Origin of the sequence: Chitinophaga sp. sic0106, from assembly GCF_019219075.1 — a bacterium.
GTDB lineage: Bacteria > Bacteroidota > Bacteroidia > Chitinophagales > Chitinophagaceae > Chitinophaga.
The window spans coordinates 79,511-101,298 of record NZ_JAHUWJ010000004.1 but is presented as its reverse complement, the minus strand read 5'-3'; the positions used below and the strand labels follow the sequence as shown (position 1 = coordinate 101,298).

Below are 21,788 nucleotides of genomic sequence, written 5' to 3'. Positions count from 1 at the left end.
GCAGATTTCTGCTTATGCAGCAAACTTTTTCTCAGGCGCTACGCTCAGTTACCAGGTTAGGCCGGTCGTCTGCACTTTTCTTCGTTGTTATCCTGGTATTTGCCGCTGTAAACACAGTGGCTCAAAACTCCGTTCCCAGAAATGTCACCCTCCAATATCGCAACGCCAGCCTTAAAGCGGTGTTACGCGATATAGAAAAACAAACCAAATATACCTTCGCTATTTCCTCCGATGAGCTGGAAAACAGAAGAGGCGTCACCATTAAGGTGAACAAAGCACCTTTAAATACCGTACTGCCACTGCTCTTTCCTCCCTCCCGCTACTCTTTCGAAATTAGAGATGGCCAGATCGTAGTCATACCTGCCGGCAACGCCAACAACCCCGCGCTGGTACCGGGCAACACCGGCCCGACCAATAACGGCAAGTGGAATGTAGCAGGCATTATTACTGATGGGATGCAGCCACTGAGCGGCGTTTCCATCCGCGAAAGCGGTACCCAGAACGGTACCGCCAGCAAAGAAGACGGTAACTTCAGCGTGGACCTGGCCTCCGGACAAGCCACCCTGCTCGTTTCCCTGATCGGGTTTCAGACAAAAGAAATTACGGTGCGCGACAGACACGCGATCAACATCATCCTACAACCCGACCTTAAAAAGCTAAACGAACTGGTAGTACTGGGTTACGGCCTGCAAAAACGCGCTAATATCACCGGCGCCATTTCACAGGTAGAAGGCAACCGTCTCAAAAGCAGGCCGGTACCTAATGTGATGGCGGCACTCCAGGGCACCGCCACCGGCCTCGTGGTAACGCGCAGCAATGGCCAGCCTGGTAAAGAAGGTTTTAATGTACAGGTACGCGGCGTAACCGGTGGTAGCAGCAATGCCCCTGTGATAGTGGATGGCGTACCGGGCACCTTGTCCGTCCTCAATCCGGATGATATCGAATCAGTGAGTATCCTGAAAGATGCAGCCGCTGCTGCTATCTACGGCGCCAGAGGCGCCGGCGGCGTAGTCCTGGTAACCACCCGTACCGGTAAGCCGGGTAAACTGTCGGTCGATTTTAACACCCTTGGCGGCTTTGAAAAGCCCATACGGCTGCCGCAGCGACTATCCTCTGCCACAGATGCCACCATGGAAAATACAGCCGCTTCCAATGCCGGACTCCCCCAACCCTGGCAGCCCGCTGAAATTGAGCTGTTACAGCAGGGTAATAAATACATGATCGATTATAATAACCCCGATTACTACAAATACTATTACAACTACAACCAGCTGGCTTTATTAACAAAAAATAAAACGGCGGTACAGAACTATAATCTGTCCGTGAAAGGAGGTTCTGAAACCAACCAATTTACTGGCTCACTGGGCTATTTCGGGCGACAAGGCCTGTTTGCCATAGGCCCGGATAAAACCAACCGTATCAATGCCCGTTTCAGTCTGCATAACCGCTTCAATAAACATTTCAGTCTCGAATCCCGGATGTCAGTGGCGCAGAGCGACACCTACTCTCCTTCCCAGATCGTAGAAGGCCCTTCCGGCTTACTGGCAGGCCTTTACAGAGGTCCCGGCAATGTGCCGGTATATGTGCCTGAAACCGACCACTACGCCTACGGCGGCGCACCGGTATATGCCATATTGCAGGATGGAGGCAAACGCGTGGAAAAGAATAATTATATAGATGCCGTATTTACCTTACGGGCCGACAGCCTCGTGAAAGGCTTGACACTCCGCCTGATTTATAGTCCGCAAAAGCAGACCTTCCGCGATGACCTCGGCCGGCAGACTATTCCACTCTGGAATCGTGTAGCCGTGGTTTCCAGTGTACAGGAAAACAATATGCTGCAAAAAAACAAGATGGAGGCAAAAGGCGGTAACCTGCAACTGCTGGGCGATTACGAAACCAGGCTGCATGAAAAGCACAGTATCCATCTGCTCGGTGGCATCACACAGGAAACCTATAACACCATACAAAATACACTGGCATCTTACGATATCAGTCCCGGAGAAATCAACGCCGCTAGTTTCAGCGGGGAGCCACAATACAGCAGACAGCTCGCCATCACCGGCTCACTTACCTCTGTATTCGGCAAGCTTAATTATAACTTTGATAACCGCCTGCTGCTGGAAGCGAACATCATTGGCGCCAGGTTGTACCAGGGAGCTAACTTCTATTCTTCAGTGACGCAGTGGAAGATGTTCCCTTCTTTCTCTGCCGGGTGGCGACTCAATAATGAAACCTGGTTTTATGAGGCACTGCCATTCTTCAACGAATTTAAGCTGCGCTGGTCGTGGGGACAGCTGGGTAATGTCAACAGCTGGAATACCATCAATACAGATGAGCGTTACCAGACGTTTACCTTCAATCATTCCACCGCGCTGCAGCCTTTCGTTTTCCATAATCCGCTGCCACAGCCTACCGGCTGGGAAAATATTGCTGCCAGCAACTTTGGCTGGGATGCAGCGCTCTTTAAGGGACAACTGACTTTATCTGCTGATTACTTTATCCGCTATAACCGGGACATGCAGATTCCCAAGCTCACCTCCTCGGCTAATGGCGCATGGCCATTGAGTTATCACGAAGGCGAGATGCGGTCGGAAGGATGGGAAATTAACGCAGGCTGGAAAAGCAATACCACCAAGGCTTTCAACTGGTATATCAATGCCAATTTGCTCTATAACAAAAACAAGGTTTTGAAAAGCGAGGGCGTGTATGCGCAGGCAGGTTGGAACCAGGGAGTTCCAGGGTATGCCTACTCCTCTCTCTTCGGCTACCAGGCCGAAGGCTATTTCAACAGCGATGCAGAGGTGCGCCAACATGCGTGGCAGAGCCAGCAAACGGCGCCCGGCGACATTAAATACAAGGACCAGAACGGCGATAATGTCATTGACGGCCGCGATCTTATCTACCTGGGAACAACAGATCCGCTGTATTCCTACGGCCTCGATGCCGGCATCAGCTGGAAAGGAATAGAGCTGTCCGTATTTTTCCAGGGGGTGGGCAATCGGAAAGTAATGCCGGATCCCCGGTACAACCTGCCGTTTACCAGTGGCTGGCAGGAGCCATGGAGCATCAACCAGGATTACTGGACACCTGAAAATCCTGATGCTGCCTTTCCAAGGCTTTACAAAGGCGCCAGTCAGAATACCTATCCGAGCAGTCACTGGGTGATGAACGGAGCCTATATACGCCTTAAAAACCTACAGGTGGGCTATTCCCTACCTCCTGCTGTGCTCAAACACTTATCCATTAAGCAGCTCCGCATTTATTTCTCTGGTCAGGATCTCTGGGAAACAAATAATATGAAAATTAAATATTATGATCCTGAGCAGGCAGGAGGATATAACGGGAATGTATATCCGTTTTTCAGGTCGTATACGTTGGGGCTGAACATTTCCTTCTAATTGTTTTTTTGAATGACTCCTTCGGGGTCATGGAGTTGGTTCCGCCCTGCACGCGGGCTGCGGCTTCCTATGTTGAAAAGATGCTAATGGCTTTTGCCAAAAAAAGGCCGGCATCTTCCGATACCAGCCTTTCGATATGTTGTTGATGTGTATGAATGATTAAGATGCCTGTTTGCCTGCCAGCAGGTACAGTGCTGCCATACGCACGGCCACACCGTTTTCCACCTGATCCAAAATGATGGAATGTCCGGAATCGGCTACATCGGAGCTCAGTTCCACGCCGCGGTTGATTGGCCCTGGATGCATGATCACGATATCTTTCTGGAGGCTGTCGAGCAGCTTGCGATTGATACCGTAAGCGATGGCGTATTCTCTTAAACTTGAGAACAGCGGGGTGTTCTGGCGTTCGAGCTGAATACGGAGTACGTTGGCGACGTCTGCCCACTGGAGGGCTTCGCGCATGTTATAGGTAACGTTTACGCCCAGTGCTGATTCCAGGTATTTAGGGATCAGTGTGGGAGGACCTACCACCGTTACTTCAGCACCCAGTTTTTTCAGGCAGTAGATGTTGGACAAGGCTACACGGGAATGCATGATATCGCCGCAGATGGCGATTTTGCGTCCTTCGATGCTACCTAGTTTTTCCTTGATGGAGAAAGCGTCGAGCAGCGCCTGTGTGGGATGTTCGTTGATACCATCGCCTGCGTTGAGGATGGGCACATCGATGTGTTTAGCAAGGAAATGCGGAGCTCCGCTGGCACTGTGGCGCATCACCACCATGTCTACTTTCATAGACAGGATGTTGTTGACGGTATCGATCAGCGTTTCGCCTTTGGATACAGAAGAACCGGAAGCAGAGAAGTTGATGGTATCTGCGCCGAGTCTTTTTTCAGCAAGCTCAAATGAAATTCTTGTGCGAGTAGAATTCTCGAAAAATACATTGACAATAGTGGTATCGCGGAGCGTAGGAACTTTCTTGATGGGTCTTTGTAAAACCTCTTTAAACTCCCTGGCGGTTTGAAAAATGAGTTCTATATCCTGACGCTGCAGATCGCGAATTCCGAGTAAGTGTTTTACAGAAAGTGACATTAATGTGCAAATATAAAGGATGAAACCTGAATTGTAAAATCCGAATTGTTAATCAACCAGAATAACTTCGTCTTTACCATCTCTCTCTTCCCACAATACCTTAACTTTTTGCGAGATAAATGCATCAATGGTCCGGCCGGTATAATCAGGCTGGATCGGCAGCTGGCGGCTGAAGCGGCGGTCGATCAGCGTGAGCAGCTCTACCGAGGCAGGGCGGCCGAAATCCAGCATTGCATCCAGGGCCGAGCGGATGGTACGGCCTGTATACAACACGTCATCAATCAGAATTACTTTTTTGTTTTCTATAGAAAATTCGATGCTGGTTTCATTGGGAACATGTAACCCTTTGCCTTTGTTAAAGTCATCGCGGTAAAAGGTGATGTCCAGTTTGCCGTACTGTATTTTCGCATCCGGCAGCAGTTTGCGGAGGGTATTATAAATCCTGTCTGAAAGGAAAATTCCGCGCGGCTGCAACCCTATCAGCACTGTCTGCTCAAATTGCAGATGATTTTCTATCAACTGGTGACAAAGCCGGTCTATCGTAATAGACAATTGTTTCCCGTTTAGTATGGTTTTCAAAACACGCTGTTTTAGGGGCCAAAAATAACAATTAATGGGGCACTTAAAAAGTGCATTTCAATTATTCTTACGGGGAGATGTAATTTTTTTCCTATAACAAGGCTTTGTAAGGTGAGCGCCTGCACGGCTTTTCGCACGCTCAGCCGCGTGAAATCCAAAGGGTCAGCCTAGCAGTACCGTTATTTTTTAAGGAGTTTAAAGGCATGTCCACGGCTGTTGTTGAGGAAGCCGTAGGCGGTCCACAGTACAGAGAGTGGTTCTATATTGCGGGACATCTCAATGCGGCCTACATCGGCTACATCGTTCCATCCCATTTCCTTCAGCAGGTCGGTAACCAGTTGTTTGGCCTCCGGATTGTTGCCGGCAATAAACATGGTGGGGGTACCTTCTTCGAAGTTGGGTTGGAGCATGTGTTCGTGGCCAATACAGCTGAGGGCTTTTACTACACTGGCATCGGGCGGCAGCCAGGCCTGGATTTGTTCGCCGGCAGAATGTTTATGGCCAATCATGAGGGTCAGGCGGCCAAATTTGTCGGGGCCTTTACCATCCACGGGATTGGTGACATCCACTACTGTTTTTGCTTTAAAATTCCAGATACCTGCTGCTTCGATCGCTTTTTGCGTACCTGTCCAGCTGGTGCAGATCAGGATTATTTCGCCGAATTCGGCGGCGTGGCGAAAGGTACCAATCGCCACGCTGTCTCCCTGTTGTCTGGCCCATTGCTGCAAGGCTTCCCTGGCCGGATTTCTGGTTCCGACAGTCACATGGTGCCCAGTTTGAATGAGGCCTTTACCGAGGGAGAGTCCTACCGGACCACTTCCCAGTATGCCGATCTTCATAGCCCGTAAAGATGTTGGGTGAACTATGAAGTTAAGCAAATCCGGCTAAAAGAAAAAGGGTTTAGCTTTGCTGTTCTGCCAGCAGGTAGCCCAGGAACTTCTGCATACCCTGGCGCTTGGCTGGTGTGAGCGGATAGCTGATATTTTGCACATAGTAGGTGGTGAGGTCGTACACGTCGTACGGATTCTCCGCCACTACTGCCGGGATGTTCTGTAAACCGATACCGGTAGCATTATTAAATTCAGCAATAAAATCTGCCGGCAACTCTTTGTTGGCAATCCAGGCTGCAAATACAAAAGGCAGGCTGGTAAAGCGCATCCAGTGCTCAGCGAGGTCGTATATAAACGGAGATATTTTACGTTGTTTCAGGGCCCTGTCGCCAATTACCAGACCGGCATCAGTGCCTTTGATATTGGACTCATAATCACCTGAGGTAGCTACAAATTCTACGTCCAGCTTCCAGTATTCGCGTACCAGCACCTTGAGGAGGGCCACAGAAGTGCGACTCTGATAATCCAGGTATATTCTTTTAATATCATGTAATGGCACGTCGCTGTAGAGGCACACAGATGCCACGGGTGCTTCAGCGCCAATACAATAGTCTGCTATGATGTGATATTCTTTTAATTTAGGTATAATGGCTACTGGTACCAGCGCAACGTCCACCTCTCCATCTACAAGCTGCTGGGCGATCTTAGCCGGGTAATCCATCGATAATTCCATCCTTTCCATCACCGGATGGTTCCTGAATCCATACAATAAAGGCTTAGTATTTAAATAACTTACTGCCGCTACTTTTACTTTCCGTTCCAATTTCTGTAATTTTGAGGCTGCAAAAGTAACTAAAATATGCAATTACAACCATTAACTGCCATTTCTCCGCTGGACGGGCGCTATCGCAAGCAACTGGACGAGCTGGCCAATTATTTCTCTGAATTTGCGTTGATCCGTTACCGTGTGATGGTAGAGGTGGAATATTTTATTGCGCTCGCAGAGCAAAAATTATTTACACTGCCAAAGGCCAAAGTGCCTGCGCTGCGTAAGATCTACCAGGAATTCACTATTGAGAATGCACAGCTCATCAAGGATACGGAGAAGATCACCAACCACGACGTGAAAGCAGTTGAATACTTCCTGAAAAATGAGCTAAAAAACCTGGGCCTGGAAGACAAACTGGAATGGGTACACTTCGGTTTAACCTCCCAGGATGTGAACAACACCGCTACGCCGCTGTTCTGGAAAGATGCCATCGAGCATGTATACATGCCTGCTTTAGCCAACCTGGTGCTTGAAATCACCAAAATGGCAAAAGACTGGATGAAAGTGCCTATGCTGGCCCGTACACATGGTCAGCCTGCCTCTCCTACCATTCTCGGCAAAGAAATCCTGGTATTCGTAGAACGCCTGGAAGGACAGATCAAACTGCTGGGTGATATTCCTTTTGCAGCCAAATTTGGTGGTGCTACCGGTAATTTCAATGCGCATTACGTAGCATTCCCTAAAATCAACTGGGAAAAATTCGGTGAGAAATTCGTCAACAACAACCTGGGGCTGCAAAGGATGAAATATACCACGCAGATCGAGCATTACGACAACATCTCCGCCCAGTTTGATACCCTGAAACGTATCAATACTATCCTCATAGATTTCTGCCGCGATATTTGGACATATATCTCTATGGACTATTTCAAGCAGAGAATTAAGAAAGATGAAGTGGGTTCTTCTGCCATGCCGCACAAAGTAAACCCGATAGATTTCGAAAATGCAGAAGGTAACCTGGGTATTGCAAACGCCGTGTTTGAGCACCTGAGTGCGAAACTGCCTATTTCCCGCCTGCAGCGCGATCTGACAGATTCCACCGTACTCCGTAACCTCGGTGTTCCGTTCGGCCATACTATCCTCGCCACCAAGTCCATTGAAAAAGGATTGTCCAAACTCATCCTCAATGAAGCGAAACTGCATGACGACCTGGAAAATAACTGGGCAGTGGTAGCAGAAGCCATTCAGACAGTATTGCGCAGAGAAAACTATCCGCAGCCATACGAAGCATTGAAAGCGCTGACACGTGGTGGTGGCGGCATTACCAAACAAAGCATGCATAAATTCATCGACGGCCTGAAGATCAGCGCTGCCCTGAAAAAAGAGCTGAAAGCAATTACGCCGCATAATTATACCGGTATCTGGAAATAGTTTTTCCGTGCTGACCAAAAAACAAACAGAGGCTGTATCAAAGAAGATACGGCCTCTGTTTGTTTAGGCCCCGTGAGGGCCTCAGGCAGCCATTTACGTCATGCGTTTTTTACATCCGCACCAACCCTGCCGGCCGCCTTTTTAATAAGCCTTGTTCACGGCTTCGCCCACAGCCAGAGGCTTAATGGCACAAAATAAAAAGGCCCGCTTGTAGCGGACCTTCAATGACTCACGAAAGCAATGTAGACAACGCGATTAAAATGTTGCCTCTTGTCAAGTATTAATAAGGTACTAGGGTTAATTTCTATTTGATTACTCTAACAAAGATATGATCCCACATCGAATTATCTAAATATTACAGGTGTGTTTTTTGTTAAGTGTTAGTTAACGCTAAAATGCTTTACCAGCAAGGATTTCAAAAATCAGCAAACATCCTTCAGATGGCAAAGTGAATGGCTACCGTCCGGATGTAAAATAATGGCAATAATATCAAAGCGAATAGCCACCGGGTCCAGGTCATGGACTTCCATATAACTGACCGCAGCCGCACGTATGTGTTGCTCCTTTTTATAATTTACCGCTTCCTCCGGGTAACCGAATTTATCTGATGTCCTTGTTTTCACCTCGATAAAAAATAGCTGCCCGTTCTTTTCGGCAATAATATCCAGTTCATATCTGCCCGACTTCCAGTTGACCGCAAGAATACTGCAATACTGCCGCACATACGCCTGCGCCAGCTCTTCTCCCTGTTTACCGGTTTTGCCTCGTGTGTTCATAAATATCTATTATTTTTGCGACTCAACTTAACAAACCGAGTTACTCGATATGAAACTATTCAGACTGGACGGAAAAGTTCAACACTATGCCTGGGGCGGACATGATTATATTCCTGCACTGCTCGGAATCGCGGCTACAGACAAACCTAGTGCGGAATACTGGATGGGGGCCCATGAAAGCGCTCCAAGTGCCATCACTACCAACGAAGGTACAGTGGCACTAAACAGCCTGATAGCCCAGGACCCCGCTGCCACCACCGGTCAGCAGATCTGGAATCAATTCGGCCAGCTGCCTTATCTGTTCAAAATCCTGGACGTGAAAGACATGCTTTCTATCCAGGTTCATCCCACCAAAGCAGAAGCAGAGAAAGGCTTTGCCCGTGAAAATGAAGCAGGCATCGCTTTAAACGCGCCTGACAGAAATTATAAGGATGCCAACCATAAACCTGAAATTATGGTGGCACTCAGCGAATTCTGGCTGCTGCACGGCTTTCTCCCCGATGCCCAACTCAAACAAGTTTTAAAGGATACACCTGAGTTCACCTCACTGGTAGGTATATACGAAGCAGAAGGATATTTTGGTTTATACAAGACCGTAATGGAAATGCCGCAGCAAATGGTAAATATCCTGCTGCGTCCATTAACCGAAAGAGCCATCCCGCTCTATAAAGCAGGAAAACTGCAAAAATCAGATCCTGCCTTCTGGGCAGCCCGCGCGGTATTGAATGAACCCGCCGGCACCGATAAACTGGACCGTGGCATCTTCTCTATCTATTTCTTTAACATCATGCATGTACATCCCGGACAGGCAGTGTTCCAGGACGCAGGCATCCCCCACGCCTACCTCGAAGGACAGAACGTAGAACTGATGGCTAACTCCGATAATGTGCTGCGAGGTGGTCTTACCCCTAAACACATTGATGTACCTGAACTCCTTAAACATACGCGTTTTGAAGGTGTACATCCCCATGTGCTTACAGGTGAATTAAGTGCGGATGGCCTTGAAAGGATATACCCTACCCCGGCGCCTGACTTCGTGGTGAGCCACATCTCTGTAAAAACAAATCAAACCTATAAACATACCGCGGATGCGCCTGAAATTCTCATAGTAATGAGTGGCAGCGCGATCATCAAAGGAACAGAAACGATTGCCCTGCAGAAAGGACAATGTGTATTTGTGGCGTTTGAGGCAACATATGAGATCACTGCTGATAACAGTGCGGAATTGTATAAAGCAACCGTTCCGGTGAAATAATTTTTTTTGCGACTGCACCGGAACCAAGGCTCCGGTGCAGTCGCAATTTAAGGCTGCCACCTGGTGGCCCTCAAATGCGGTATAAACTAACCAATCAATATCACCGTTTTTCCCTTCCCTCTGCCATGGCGACTAGCTACAATCGCCTGGGGTACATCTTCCAAAGTTATTTTAGTTTCCAACGGAATCACCAACTCTCCACTGTCGATAATCTGTGCCAATTTATCCAATGCTTCCGGTGAACTTTCCGTTTCAAAATTTCCTCCGTGCAGGCCTTTATCCCTGATCTCATGTTCATCAGCAACAAACACGGTAGTATACGCGCTGCCACCAGGGCTCAGCAGATCCAGGTTTTTACTGAACCCAGCCGCTTGACTAACCAGGTCAATTATTCCATGGATACCATCGGGATATAGTTGTTTCACCTGCTCATAAATCGGAGCATCTTCATAATTGATCGTTACTGCAGCACCCAGGGATTTCATTCGCTGCGCACCGGCTCCATCAGAAACAGTGGCTATCACCTTAATCCCCTGCAAGGCTGCCAGCTGTACGGCGTAGGACCCTACACCACCTGTGGCGCCATACACCAGTAACAAGTCGCCTTTATGCAAATGTAATTTCTCCAGCAGTTGCTGTGCAGTCATCCCCGAAGTAGGAACGGCTGCCGCCTGCGCTGGCTCTGCCTTCCTGGGCGCCAAAGTAATATTGGACTTTTCCGGCACCACCACATATTCAGCAAAGCTACCCTCACCTATCGGCGAGTGAATAAACTGACCGTATACCTGATCTCCTTTTTTAAACCGCGTCACCCCTTCACCTACTTCTTCCACGATGCCAGCACCATCCACGCCAATGATCATGGGAAACTGATGCTTCATCTGCCCATCCAGGATGCCGTCTATCATTTTCCAGTCAAATGGATTCAAGCCTGCAGCCTGCATTTTAACCACCACGGCACCTTTGCGCACCGCCGGCTTTGGCAGGTCCATCAACTGGGGCAGACCTTTAAATTGTTCTATTGCAACAGCTTTCATAGTCTTGTAACATGTTTCAATAAATATAATTAATTGTTGGCGCTAGTCCTCATTTCCTTTTCCCATTTTGATTTTTACTTTACCGTCGGGCCCGTCCACCGCACGCAGATTCAGGATAATTCCTTTACGACTACGGCGATACCTTTCAGCTTCATCCGTAATGGCAGTATCCTTATTGGGGTTACGCAACGGAATCTGCATCTGGATATTGGTACCTCCGCCAATCCCATATACACCCTGCAAATCAATATTGACGGCACTGGAGGCAATACGCATCGGAGGGATGATGATCTTTCCATTTTCCACCCGGAAGGTATTATTGAGGTTATCGAAAGTAATACTGTCCAACCGGCGCTTTTTAAATGCAAAATTGCCGATATCCGCCAGCGGCCCAAAATCTACCAGTGCCCCCTTTTTCATAGCCAGCTGTATCGAACCGTTCAGCGAACGATTCGCCAGACTGCCGTTATCAAGAATATTACCTTTCATATTAGTGCGTACAGTGGCTACGCCATTGATGTTCTTATACGTCAGCCCCTCCATGCCGAAGTTATCGAAGGCATAAAACAGCTGCGACATATTCACGTTTGTAAGTCCTGCCACCACATCAAAGAAGTTATTATTCCCCTGCTGATGCACTTTTCCTTTCATATTCAGCGAGCCGCTTGCCAGTTGCAGACCGATATTGTTTAAGAGTATATCCGACTCCGTTAGTGCCAGCACTGCCTTCACATTTTGCGCCGTGAAATGTTTGTAGGTGGTTTTGTCCAGCTGCACATTCATATTCACGTTGCTCGCGGCCAGCACTTCATCCAGCTGAGCACCTACGCGACTCAGCCTGGCTTTGCGATTCGCCACCTGCTTCTTCTTACTCACCCTTGGGCTCAGATAGGATTTAAATTCATTCAGGTCCACTAAGGGGCTCTTGATATTCCAGTCCAGCACAATTTTTTCCGGTGCGGTGAAGTAGAAGCTCAATACATTTTTCATTTGCCCGTTCATAAACAGGCTGCTGTTGCCCGACTGTAATTTTATGTTTTCCAGCAGCAGATCCTGCCCCGTAAACCGCAAGGTGGCGTTACAGTTTTTAAAGTTCAGGGCACGGGGCTGATAGCTGAATGCAGCATTGGTAACCTGCACCACACCCAGCAACGCTGATGGCGTGGGATCGTCCTTCATGAGTGGCCCGGAATAGTTCAGATCAGCCACCGCAGTACCTGCGGTAAATGCCAGCGGCAGTTCCTCTGCCCCGTTCAGTTTAGCCAATTGAAACGACGACTGAAAGTGCCCGTGCAGTAATGGTTGCTTCAGGTTCACGACCCGAATGGTATCCGCCCTTACCGGCACTTCACCAAAGGAAGCGGAAAGGTTGAAAATATTCACGGCGGAATTGGCATCTGTATGATCTGTTATTGGCAACACCTGGTTATTGAAATCACCTCTGAAACTACAGCTGGTCCATTGTCCCAGAGAGGTATGCAATTCGTTATCGGTGGTTTTCCAGGTCACCACTACCCGTGGGGTATCCCGGTATTTCATATGGCCGTCGAGGTTAGCCACAGCATCCAGCGGCTTTTCGAGGCCAATGGTATTGAGTTTTCCTGAAATATTGGGAGGCAGCCAGGAGGCAGCTTCCTTGAGCAATACCTGGTTAGCGGTTATTTTCAGGGAGAAGGCAGGCGGCTTTTGGGCAAATACAAACTGACCACCTATCAGCACCGGCTGATGATCAATTTTAATCTGCTGTTCCGGCACCAGGAGTATTTTTGTTTTTGTATTAAAGGAGAGATGTAATGGCATCTCCATCAATTTATCCTTCAGGTAACTCCCTTTATCTGTATTGAATTCGAAATGCTTGCTGAGCATAGCAATATTCAGTGCAATTTTTAGACTATCACCCTGGTGCTGCATTCTGCCTGACAGCCGTTTGACATCCAGTTCAAAGAGTTTCTGCTTTTGTTTATTTTCTATAATGAAGGTGATATTTTGTAACAGGAGATGGCCAATGTCAGCATCTTTTGATTTCTTCTTAGGGGCAGTGGATTTCCGTTGGAGTATGCTGGTATTGGTATACCCGCTGGTATCGGTGTACAAACAAATCTTGCCGTTTTCAAGAATGATTTCCTTCACATCTACGCGCTTGCGGAGGATTGACCACGTATTGAGGCGTATATACACTTCCTGTACATCCAGGAGCGGACGTTTGTGAACAGCATACAGGCTGTCCTGCAACTGCACTTTTTTAAGTCCGAGGGAGATATTGGGAAAGTTCCGGAGCAAACTGGGTTCCATATCGGCAATAAGGACTTTACCATCGATTCTGTCATTTATCTGGGCGGTCACCTGCTCCAGGAAGGCCGCTTTATTGGCTCTGATGTATAAGGCCAGTCCAAGAAACAGTAAAAATATCAATGCAATCAGGGACCCCAGGATAATTAATGTCAGCCGAAGCCATTTACGCATGCTGTGTTTTTTAGGATTAAAACATAATATAAGTCCGGGATGTTCGAAGCGGACCCAATATTATAGACATTAATCCTGCCAAATCTTTCCGGGGTATCGGTTCTGGTTAAACGAAGGAAGGGAGAAGCGCTGCCCGCACCTTCTCCCTCCTGGTATTATGAAGCAATCGGATTTTAAATTTTCTCTGCCGTGAAACCTGCTTTCTTTACGATTTCCACGATGGTTGCTGCATCTGTATCATCCGCTTTCACGGTCAGTACCTTGGCAGGATCAGTTGTATCTACTTCCCAGTGGCTGATATTTTCAGTTTTATTGAGATGAGGTGTTACGGCTGCTACACAACCACTGCAATTGATATTAGTTTTGAATTTGTACGTTTCCATATTTACGTTTTTATATTGATTAAAGTTTACTCCATTTGAGGCGAAGACTGTTACTTACTACTGATACTGAACTCAGTGCCATGGCTGCACCAGCAATCATGGGATCGAGCTGGAATCCGTTGATCGGATACAGTATGCCGGCGGCCAGTGGTATACCTATCAGGTTATAGATGAAGGCCCAGAACAGGTTTTGTCTGATCAGCCTCACGGTTTGGCGTGACAGGCGGATGGCCTTTGGCAATTGCTGCAGGTCGGAGGAGATGATAGTCATCCTGGCTACGTCCATAGCGATATCAGTACCGTGTCCCATGGCGATGCTTACGTCTGCCTGTGCCAGGGCGTGGCTGTCGTTGATGCCATCTCCTACCATGGCTACTGTCAGGCCTTTTTGCTGCAGTTCTTTTACGAAGGCTGCTTTTTCAGATGGCAGTACGCCGGCCTTATAGTTTTTGATCCCGGTTTTTTCGGCTACGATCTTGGCCGTCTGCGCGTTATCACCGGTGAGCATGTATACGGCTACTCCCATTTGTTGCAGCTGTGCTACGGCGGCTGCGGAAGTATCTTTGAGCTTATCGGCGATAGCTATAACAGCGAGGGCTTCTTTTTGGTTGGCGAACCAGATAACGGTGGCGGCATCTGCCAGCCAGGCGTTGGATTTGCTTTCCAGTGTAGCCGGTACCGTTACTTTTTGTTCGTTGATGTAGGTGCGGCTGCCGATGTAGTATTGCTGACCTTTGTAGGTTGCTTCAACACCTTTACCGGTTTTACTTTCAAAGTGATCCAGGTGTACCGGTTTTTCTGCGTTCATGTATTTTACCACAGCAGAAGCCAGCGGGTGTTCCGATTGCTGTTCCATGGAATAAAGCACAGCAGCCAGTGTGGAGGCCTGGGTGTTGGCCCATTCGATGCCCGTTACCACAGGTTTACCTTCTGTAATAGTACCCGTTTTATCGAGTACGATGGCATCTACTTTATGTGCCAGTTCCAGGCTTTCGGCGTCTTTGATGAGCAGGCCGTTTTCGGCTCCCTTCCCTACCCCAACCATGATAGCAGTTGGTGTGGCTAGTCCGAGTGCACAAGGGCAGGCGATTACCAGTACGGTGACCATGGCCAGGAGCCCCTGGGTGAAGCCGTTGTCGCCGCCAAAGATCACCCAAATCAACATGGTAAGCAGGGCAATCCCCGTTACTACCGGCACAAAGATACCTGCGATTTTATCTACCAGCTGCTGCACCGGGGCCTTGCTACCCTGCGCTTCCTGCACCAGTTTAATGATCTGGGCAAGCATGGTATCACCACCTACTTTGATAGCTTTAAAACGCAGCACGCCTTTCTGGTTGATGGTACCGGCAAAGACTTCCGCTTCTTTTTCTTTCAGCACTGGCAGCGGTTCTCCGCTGATCATGCTTTCATCTATGTAAGAGCTGCCACTGGTTACAATTCCATCTACCGGAATTTTTTCTCCGGGTTTAACCAGGAGCAGATCTCCCACCTGCACCTGTGCCAGCGGCACTTCTATGGTTTCGTCGTTACTACGTATAAGCGTTACCGTTTTAGGCTGGAGGCCTATCAGTTTTTTGATGGCAGAGGAAGTGTTGGACTTCGCTTTTTCTTCCAGCAGCCGGCCCAGGAGAATGAAGGTGATGACTACAGCGGCGGCTTCAAAGTAGACGTGGGCATGGAGTCCGCGGCTATGCCAGTATTCAGGGTACAAAGTATTGAATACACTGAAGATATAGGCGATGCTGGTGCTGAGTGCCACCAGGGTATCCATGTTGGCATTACGGTGTTTGGCCTGACGCCATGCGTTAACGAAGAACTGTCGGCCAAAAACCAGTACCACCGGGGTGGAGAGCGCCCACATGATATAGTTGCCATAAGGGATGTCCATAAAGAACATACCGATGATCACCAGTGGTACGGAGAATATAATGGACCAGACTGCTTTTTTCTTCAGCGTCCGGAACTGTTGCTGATGGAGGTCTTCCAGGGCTTCTGCTGCTTCAGGGCTTTCGTCGGTAACGAGATCGTAGCCGATGGATTGCACGGCGGATTTCAGCTGTTGCAGGGTTACCTGCTGAGGCTCATATTCTACTGTTGCACTGGCGTTAGCGAAGTTGACACCGACGTGGATGACGCCGGGCGTAGCGCTGAGCATTGATTCTGCACTCACTGCACAGGAGGCGCAGCTGAGGCCTGTGATAGGAAATGTCTTCTTTATTATCTGATCCGTTGCTTGCATATGTTTTGAATTAACAATACAAAGGTCGGTCAGCATGGTCCCGGAATTGTTACAGAACTTTTATAATGATTTACATAATTTCTTGGGAGATGGAAAGGACTTTTTAAGTTGAGGCAGAGGTAGTAAGATATAGCACTCCAATGGTATTGTTTTTATTGGCTATATTTTCATTTTTCTATATAGAGTACAAACGGTGATCGGTTTTATAGGGGATGCGGACAGAAAATCTGGTACTGAAACCTATCATTTTTGCAAAGCACTTGATAAGACTAAGAGGGGGTGCTCCAAAAGTAATCTGTGGCACTGAGAATGACAGCGATCAAAACGCTCTCCATCAGGATTCGGGCAAAAATCACTTTTGCGCCCCCCTCTTTTACACCTAATTAGTAGTTATTGTAACCGTTTAAGCCGGTAAAGCATTTGCTTGATGGATTCCTGGTATTCATCAATAATTGATTGGGTAAACTGGTCCGGGAATAGTTCCCGTTTTGCATCTACCACCATGTAAAATCCTTCTATATAGGCGATATAATCTTTCGGGCGCCTGGTTTCCGGAACAATGATGTTCATGTCTCCCTTGGTAGCCATGGTGGTTTCTACCAGGCGATCCAGGATTTTCCGCGTATCGTGGTGTCCCTGGTCCAATGCGATGTGCGCGGCATAGCTGCCTTTGCCCTGGATATCCCAGTGGATCAGTTTCAGGCTACTGTTGAAGGAGAACATGATACCCAGGAATTCTTCCAGGGATACATCCGTCGTTTTCTTCACTTCTCTTACTGTGTGTGTACTCATAACAAACAAGATTTTGACCGTTAATGAATAGCTTCCTTACAATAGTGGAACGACCGTCTGGGGTAAAAAGTTCATTGGTGGAGTTTAATTTGTGCGCAGCTGCGCTGTCTGGCGGAGGCTGGCATAAAAAAAATGAGGGTGTCTCTATTGAGCAGAAACACCCTCATTCTTTATAATGAAGTAGGAATATTACACCTTAATCATCCAGTTTCAGTACGGCCAGGAAGGCTTCCTGTGGTACTTCTACGTTTCCGATCTGGCGCATACGTTTTTTACCTTCTTTTTGTTTCTCCAGGAGTTTGCGTTTACGGGAGATGTCACCGCCATAACACTTGGCTGTAACGTCTTTACGCATGGCGGAGATGTTCTCACGGGCAACGATTTTAGCACCTACAGCGGCCTGGATGGCGATCAGGAATTGCTGACGTGGCAGCAGTTCCTTCAGTTTTTCACAGAGTTTGCGGCCAAAATCGTGGGCGCGGCTGCGGTGAATCAGGGCACTGAGGGCATCCACTTTTTCGCTGTTGAGCAGGATATCCATTTTCACGATATCGCTTTCGCGGAACCCGATTGGGGTATAGTCGAAAGAGGCGTAACCGCGGGTCTGGCTTTTCAGTTTATCATAGAAATCGAATACGATTTCTGTCAGCGGTAACTCAAAAATGAGTTCTACGCGGGTGGTGGTCAGGTAGCTCTGATTGAGTAGCAGTCCACGTTTACCCAGGCAGAGGGTCATGATGTTACCGATATAGTCAGGTTTGGTGATGATCTGAGCACGAATCCATGGTTCTTCAATGCGCGACATTTTTGTAGGGTCAGGCATTTCGGATGGATTGTTTACAATGATCTTTTTGTTGGTATCCTTGGTATCATACGCAATGAAGCCTACGTTGGGAACGGTGGTGATCACGGTTTGGTTAAACTCCCGTTCTAGGCGTTCCTGGATGATTTCCATGTGGAGCATACCGAGGAATCCGCAACGGAAACCGAAGCCGAGGGCCTGGGAAGTTTCCAGTTCATAGGTCAGGGAAGCATCGTTCAGCTGCAGTTTGTCCATACAATCGCGCAGCTCTTCGAAGTCTTCCGTTACTACCGGGAATATACCGGCAAATACCATTGGTTTTACTTCCTGGAAGCCCTTAATCCCAGCTGTGCAAGGATTGGCAGCGAGTGTGATAGTATCCCCTACTTTTACTTCTTTGGCATTTTTGATACCGGTGATGATGTAGCCTACGTCGCCGGTATGCACTTCATTTCTTGGGTCGAGGCCCAGTTTGAGGATACCTACTTCATCTGCAAAATACTCTTCGCCGGTATTAACAAATTGAATTTTATCGCCTTTCTTGATGGTACCGTTGTAAATACGGAAGTAGGCAATGATACCACGGAAAGAGTTGAATACAGAGTCAAAAATAAGCGCCTGCAGTGGTGCTTCCGGATCGCCGGTTGGTGCCGGGATACGTGCAACGATGGCTTCGAGGATTTCCTCGATACCGATACCGCTTTTTCCGGATGCCAGGAGGATATCTTCATCTTTCACACCGATGAGCTCGATGATCTGGTCTTTTACTTCCTCGATCATAGCGCCCGCCATATCAATTTTGTTGATAACAGGGATGATTTCGAGGTCGTTTTCCAGGGCCAGGTAGAGGTTGGATATGGTTTGAGCCTGGATACCCTGGGCAGCATCTACCAGCAGCAAGGCACCTTCGCAGGCAGCCAGTGCGCGGGAAACTTCATAGGAGAAGTCAACGTGTCCGGGAGTATCAATCAGGTTGAAAGTATATTTTTCACCGTTTTTGGCGGTATAGGTCATTTGGATAGCATGACTCTTAATGGTGATACCTTTCTCACGTTCCAGGTCCATGTCGTCCAAAACCTGGGCCTGCATATCGCGGTCAGAAATCGTTTTGGTAAACTCCAATAAGCGGTCAGCCAGGGTACTTTTACCGTGGTCAATATGGGCAATGATACAAAAATTGCGAATATTCTTCATATGATGATTTACTGGTCCAATGTCCGATCCGATTCAGTACCGGCCATTTCAGCCCGCAAAGGTATTAAAATAAGTTGGTTTATTTGGTGAATGATTAATTTATTAGCACCTTAGTAAAACAACACCTATTTCTTCATAAAAAAAACAGGATTATGGAACTCGCACAACAATTTGAAACTGCAGTGGCAGAGAGCAAAACCTTAGCTGAAAAACCATCGAACGAAATCCTATTGCAGTTGTATTCCTTATACAAACAGGCTACAGAAGGTGATGTGAGCGGCGAGGGTCCATCCAATCCGTTTGATTTTGTAGCGAAAGCCAAGCACAATGCCTGGGAAGAGCTGAAAGGCAAGTCCAGGGAAGATGCCATGAAGGAATATGTAGCGCTGGTACAGCGATTAAAAGGATAATTACATTAATTTTGCATCATGATACCCACTAATATAATGACCGAAAGAACGCAACATTTTCTGGAGCTGGAAGAACAGTATGGCGCACATAACTATCACCCGCTGCCAGTGGTTTTGGATCGCGGCAAGGGGGTTTTCCTGTGGGATGTAGATGGCAAAAGATACTATGATTTTCTGTCCGGCTACAGCGCAGTAAACCAGGGGCATTGTCACCCTGCCATTATTGCTACGCTGATAGAGCAGGCGCAAAAGCTGACGCTTACCTCCCGCGCGTTCCACAGTGACCTCCTGGGAGAATACGCACAATACATTACTAAATACTTCGGATACGATAAGGTACTGCCCATGAACACCGGTGTGGAAGCAGTGGAAACGGCACTGAAACTCTGCCGCCGCTGGGGCTACCAGGTTAAAGGCATTCCTGCCAACCAGGCAAAAATTATCGTTTGCGGTCATAACTTCCACGGACGTACGCTGAACGTAATTTCTTTCAGCACTGATCCGGACGCACGTAATAATTTCGGTCCATATATGCCGGGCTATGAAATCATTCCGTTTAACAACCTCCCTGCACTGGAACAGGCCTTACAGGACAAGAACGTAGCAGGTTTCATGGTGGAGCCCATACAGGGCGAAGCCGGCGTAGTAGTACCTGAGGAGGGCTACCTCGCAAAAGCATACCAGTACTGTAAAGATGCCAATGTACTATTCATTGCTGATGAAATCCAGACCGGCCTTGCCCGTACCGGTAAGATGCTGGCCTGTGATCATGACAACGTACATCCGGATATCCTGATTCTCGGCAAAGCCTTATCTGGTGGCACTTTGCCGGTGAGCGCCGTATTAGCCGATGATGAGATCATGCTCACGATCAAACCAGGCGAACATGGTTCTACCTACGGTGGTAACCCGCTGGCTTGTAAGGTGGCTATTACTGCCCTGGAAGTGCTGAAATCAGAACAAATGGCTGAAAACGCAGCTGCCATGGGCCAGTTGCTCCGTCAAGGCCTGCTGGATCTGCAATCACCCTATATCACAACGGTACGCGGGAAAGGCTTACTTAATGCAATCGTGGTGAAACACGATGACCCCGAAGCCGCATGGGACTTATGTCTCTCCCTAAAAGAAAACGGATTACTGGCTAAACCAACCCATGGCGATAAAATCCGCTTTGCACCTCCCCTGCTGATCACCGCAGAACAGGTGAAAGACTGTGTGAACATCATCCAACGCAGCCTGGAAGCCACCTTCCACCGCTCATAATTTGATTTAAGTACGCTGAAAATTTATATACATGGCGGACAGCCACAAAGCCATCCGCAGCTCCGGATGGAAAACGGATTTATTAATTGGGTTCCCGGACGGATTATTTCTGCTCTTCTTTACTACCCAGGTAATGCAGGGATTCACCATTGCAGTACAAACTTTCTATAACATTCAGCTGGCCATCTGGCTCATCGGTGCTTTGCTGGTGATGTTCAGCGCCTATCGTGCCAACAGGGGCGACCTGCAGCACGACAGCCCACTGCTGACGCCTGAAGAAAAAAGAAAGCTGGAAAAACTGGATATCAACGATGCCACCATCGCGCATATTGCCGGTGAAATGCAGAAGGATGCCGACTTGTGGGAACAAACACTTGTAACGGAAAATGTGCGGGAAACTACGTTTAGTCGTGGCCGTGCCATCCGCAGCGCCATCATGACCGGCCTCTTTTTTATTGGCGGCGGCGCCTTATCAGTATGTCCTTATCTGGCGAATGAAAACTTTGCGGCTGCCGCTAAAACCAGTATGATGCTGGTTTTTCTGGGACTAACTGCTTTCAGCTTTTTCAAGGCCAGGATTACAGCACAACGCCCATTACCAATCATCATTCGTTATTGGTTAATGGGCGCCGGTGTTTTAGGCGGAGCATGGATACTCCAGAAAGTATTCTAGTTATTTATCGGTGCGTGTCAGCAATACAGACACAAAGGCTATTATAGCCGCTCCCAGGGAAATATATAAAGCGGGATGGGTTTGTGGACAGATACCTATCTCGCATCTTCCGAAAATCATCACATTGCGGAAAGTCCACGCCAGCATAAATCCGCAGATAAACAGGTTCACCCTTAAGGTCCATTTTTTACGAAGCGCAAAAAATAGCAGGGCCGCTGTTGCCAGGAAAATATTCAATTTGCCGGGTTCTCCATAGTTGGAGCCTGCCGTGTTTACGCCTGTGAACACCAAGTGTTTCAGGTGACTATCGTTGACTTCAGACCAAGGCAGGAATGCACAGATAATCACTGCCAGCGATGCAACAATACCAATTATCCTGGTTTTTGCCATAACTCTAAT

Annotated in this window: 18 protein-coding genes; 6 read left to right on the top strand and 12 right to left on the bottom strand. The window is 48.0% G+C overall.

Features of this window, described 5'->3' with window-relative positions; all coding sequences use genetic code 11:
• The first annotated feature begins 14 nt into the window (after positions 1-14).
• A complete protein-coding gene (locus KW844_RS07560) occupies positions 15-3,401 on the top strand; it encodes a SusC/RagA family TonB-linked outer membrane protein (protein WP_218376111.1) in 3,387 nt (1,128 codons plus the stop codon).
• A gap of 159 nt (positions 3,402-3,560) precedes the next feature.
• Here the strand turns inward: KW844_RS07560 and KW844_RS07555 are convergent, their stop codons facing one another.
• The 4 genes from KW844_RS07555 to KW844_RS07540 all read right to left on the bottom strand — a co-directional run bounded on the left by KW844_RS07555 (position 3,561) and on the right by KW844_RS07540 (position 6,722).
• A complete protein-coding gene (locus tag KW844_RS07555) occupies positions 3,561-4,490 on the bottom strand; it encodes an aspartate carbamoyltransferase catalytic subunit (RefSeq protein WP_218376110.1) in 930 nt (309 codons plus the stop codon).
• 48 nt (positions 4,491-4,538) lie between these two features.
• Entirely contained in the window at positions 4,539-5,069 is a 531-nt protein-coding gene (pyrR, locus tag KW844_RS07550; RefSeq protein WP_073080332.1) for a bifunctional pyr operon transcriptional regulator/uracil phosphoribosyltransferase PyrR, read from the bottom strand.
• A 179-nt stretch (positions 5,070-5,248) separates the two neighbouring features.
• The gene (locus KW844_RS07545; RefSeq protein ID WP_218376109.1) at positions 5,249-5,908 is read right to left on the bottom strand and encodes an NADPH-dependent F420 reductase; all 660 of its coding nucleotides are present in this window, start codon (positions 5,906-5,908) and stop codon (positions 5,249-5,251) included.
• A gap of 61 nt (positions 5,909-5,969) precedes the next feature.
• Positions 5,970-6,722 (bottom strand): menaquinone biosynthetic enzyme MqnA/MqnD family protein, encoded by a 753-nt coding sequence (locus tag KW844_RS07540; protein WP_218376108.1) that lies wholly within the window; start codon positions 6,720-6,722, stop codon positions 5,970-5,972.
• Positions 6,723-6,758: 36 nt separating this feature from the next.
• Between KW844_RS07540 and purB the strand changes: the two genes are divergently transcribed.
• On the top strand, positions 6,759-8,099 hold the full coding sequence (gene purB / locus KW844_RS07535; protein ID WP_218376107.1) for an adenylosuccinate lyase: 1,341 nt from the start codon (positions 6,759-6,761) through the stop codon (positions 8,097-8,099).
• A gap of 422 nt (positions 8,100-8,521) precedes the next feature.
• Here the strand turns inward: purB and KW844_RS07530 are convergent, their stop codons facing one another.
• Positions 8,522-8,875, bottom strand: a complete 354-nt coding sequence (locus KW844_RS07530) for a YraN family protein (protein WP_218376106.1) — start codon at positions 8,873-8,875, stop codon at positions 8,522-8,524.
• Between the two features lie 49 nt (positions 8,876-8,924).
• Between KW844_RS07530 and manA the strand changes: the two genes are divergently transcribed.
• Entirely contained in the window at positions 8,925-10,130 is a 1,206-nt protein-coding gene (gene manA, locus KW844_RS07525; RefSeq protein WP_218376105.1) for a mannose-6-phosphate isomerase, class I, read from the top strand.
• Between the two features lie 86 nt (positions 10,131-10,216).
• Here manA and KW844_RS07520 read toward each other — a convergent pair whose 3' ends face one another.
• The 6 genes from KW844_RS07520 to lepA all read right to left on the bottom strand — a co-directional run bounded on the left by KW844_RS07520 (position 10,217) and on the right by lepA (position 19,043).
• Complete coding sequence (locus KW844_RS07520; protein WP_218376104.1) at positions 10,217-11,167, bottom strand: NADP-dependent oxidoreductase; 951 nt, start codon at positions 11,165-11,167, stop codon at positions 10,217-10,219.
• Positions 11,168-11,209: 42 nt separating this feature from the next.
• On the bottom strand, positions 11,210-13,630 hold the full coding sequence (locus KW844_RS07515; RefSeq protein WP_218376103.1) for an AsmA-like C-terminal region-containing protein: 2,421 nt from the start codon (positions 13,628-13,630) through the stop codon (positions 11,210-11,212).
• Positions 13,631-13,803: 173 nt separating this feature from the next.
• Positions 13,804-14,013: a heavy-metal-associated domain-containing protein gene (locus KW844_RS07510; RefSeq protein ID WP_218376102.1), complete on the bottom strand. Its 210-nt coding sequence runs from the start codon at positions 14,011-14,013 to the stop codon at positions 13,804-13,806.
• Positions 14,014-14,032: 19 nt separating this feature from the next.
• Complete coding sequence (locus tag KW844_RS07505) at positions 14,033-16,255, bottom strand: cation-translocating P-type ATPase (RefSeq protein ID WP_255578271.1); 2,223 nt, start codon at positions 16,253-16,255, stop codon at positions 14,033-14,035.
• 390 nt (positions 16,256-16,645) lie between these two features.
• Positions 16,646-17,047, bottom strand: coding sequence for a DUF5856 family protein (locus KW844_RS07500; RefSeq protein ID WP_218376100.1), 402 nt, complete (start codon positions 17,045-17,047; stop codon positions 16,646-16,648).
• A 196-nt stretch (positions 17,048-17,243) separates the two neighbouring features.
• The gene (lepA, locus tag KW844_RS07495; protein WP_218376099.1) at positions 17,244-19,043 is read right to left on the bottom strand and encodes a translation elongation factor 4; all 1,800 of its coding nucleotides are present in this window, start codon (positions 19,041-19,043) and stop codon (positions 17,244-17,246) included.
• Between the two features lie 152 nt (positions 19,044-19,195).
• Here lepA and KW844_RS07490 point away from each other — a divergent pair, with 152 nt between their 5' ends.
• Genes KW844_RS07490 through KW844_RS07480 form a run of 3 tightly spaced genes read left to right on the top strand, consistent with a single transcriptional unit; the run spans position 19,196 to position 21,389 of the window.
• Positions 19,196-19,453, top strand: coding sequence for an acyl-CoA-binding protein (locus KW844_RS07490; RefSeq protein WP_218376098.1), 258 nt, complete (start codon positions 19,196-19,198; stop codon positions 19,451-19,453).
• 36 nt (positions 19,454-19,489) lie between these two features.
• Positions 19,490-20,716, top strand: a complete 1,227-nt coding sequence (rocD, locus tag KW844_RS07485) for an ornithine--oxo-acid transaminase (RefSeq protein ID WP_218376097.1) — start codon at positions 19,490-19,492, stop codon at positions 20,714-20,716.
• 31 nt (positions 20,717-20,747) lie between these two features.
• The gene (locus tag KW844_RS07480) at positions 20,748-21,389 is read left to right on the top strand and encodes a VIT1/CCC1 transporter family protein (RefSeq protein ID WP_218376096.1); all 642 of its coding nucleotides are present in this window, start codon (positions 20,748-20,750) and stop codon (positions 21,387-21,389) included.
• On the opposite strand, the gene KW844_RS07475 is transcribed toward KW844_RS07480, so the two are convergent.
• Positions 21,390-21,779 carry a hypothetical protein gene (locus KW844_RS07475; protein WP_218376095.1) on the bottom strand — a complete coding sequence of 130 codons (390 nt, stop codon included), beginning with the start codon at positions 21,777-21,779 and terminating at the stop codon, positions 21,390-21,392.
• Positions 21,780-21,788: the final 9 nt, after the last annotated feature.

Bases quoted from the DNA above. Each gene is read 5' to 3' on its own strand.
- KW844_RS07545 (WP_218376109.1), bottom strand. From the start codon at position 5,908: ATGAAGATCGGCATACTGGGAAGTGGTCCGGTAGGACTCTCCCTCGGT.
- KW844_RS07520 (WP_218376104.1), bottom strand. From the start codon at position 11,167: ATGAAAGCTGTTGCAATAGAACAATTTAAAGGTCTGCCCCAGTTGATG.
- KW844_RS07515 (WP_218376103.1), bottom strand. From the start codon at position 13,630: ATGCGTAAATGGCTTCGGCTGACATTAATTATCCTGGGGTCCCTGATT.
- lepA (WP_218376099.1), bottom strand. From the start codon at position 19,043: ATGAAGAATATTCGCAATTTTTGTATCATTGCCCATATTGACCACGGT.
- KW844_RS07510 (WP_218376102.1), bottom strand. From the start codon at position 14,013: ATGGAAACGTACAAATTCAAAACTAATATCAATTGCAGTGGTTGTGTA.
- KW844_RS07505 (WP_255578271.1), bottom strand. From the start codon at position 16,255: ATGCAAGCAACGGATCAGATAATAAAGAAGACATTTCCTATCACAGGC.
- KW844_RS07560 (WP_218376111.1), top strand. From the start codon at position 15: ATGCAGCAAACTTTTTCTCAGGCGCTACGCTCAGTTACCAGGTTAGGC.
- rocD (WP_218376097.1), top strand. From the start codon at position 19,490: ATGACCGAAAGAACGCAACATTTTCTGGAGCTGGAAGAACAGTATGGC.
- KW844_RS07480 (WP_218376096.1), top strand. From the start codon at position 20,748: ATGGCGGACAGCCACAAAGCCATCCGCAGCTCCGGATGGAAAACGGAT.
- KW844_RS07490 (WP_218376098.1), top strand. From the start codon at position 19,196: ATGGAACTCGCACAACAATTTGAAACTGCAGTGGCAGAGAGCAAAACC.
- KW844_RS07530 (WP_218376106.1), bottom strand. From the start codon at position 8,875: ATGAACACACGAGGCAAAACCGGTAAACAGGGAGAAGAGCTGGCGCAG.
- KW844_RS07500 (WP_218376100.1), bottom strand. From the start codon at position 17,047: ATGAGTACACACACAGTAAGAGAAGTGAAGAAAACGACGGATGTATCC.
- KW844_RS07555 (WP_218376110.1), bottom strand. From the start codon at position 4,490: ATGTCACTTTCTGTAAAACACTTACTCGGAATTCGCGATCTGCAGCGT.
- KW844_RS07475 (WP_218376095.1), bottom strand. From the start codon at position 21,779: ATGGCAAAAACCAGGATAATTGGTATTGTTGCATCGCTGGCAGTGATT.
- purB (WP_218376107.1), top strand. From the start codon at position 6,759: ATGCAATTACAACCATTAACTGCCATTTCTCCGCTGGACGGGCGCTAT.
- manA (WP_218376105.1), top strand. From the start codon at position 8,925: ATGAAACTATTCAGACTGGACGGAAAAGTTCAACACTATGCCTGGGGC.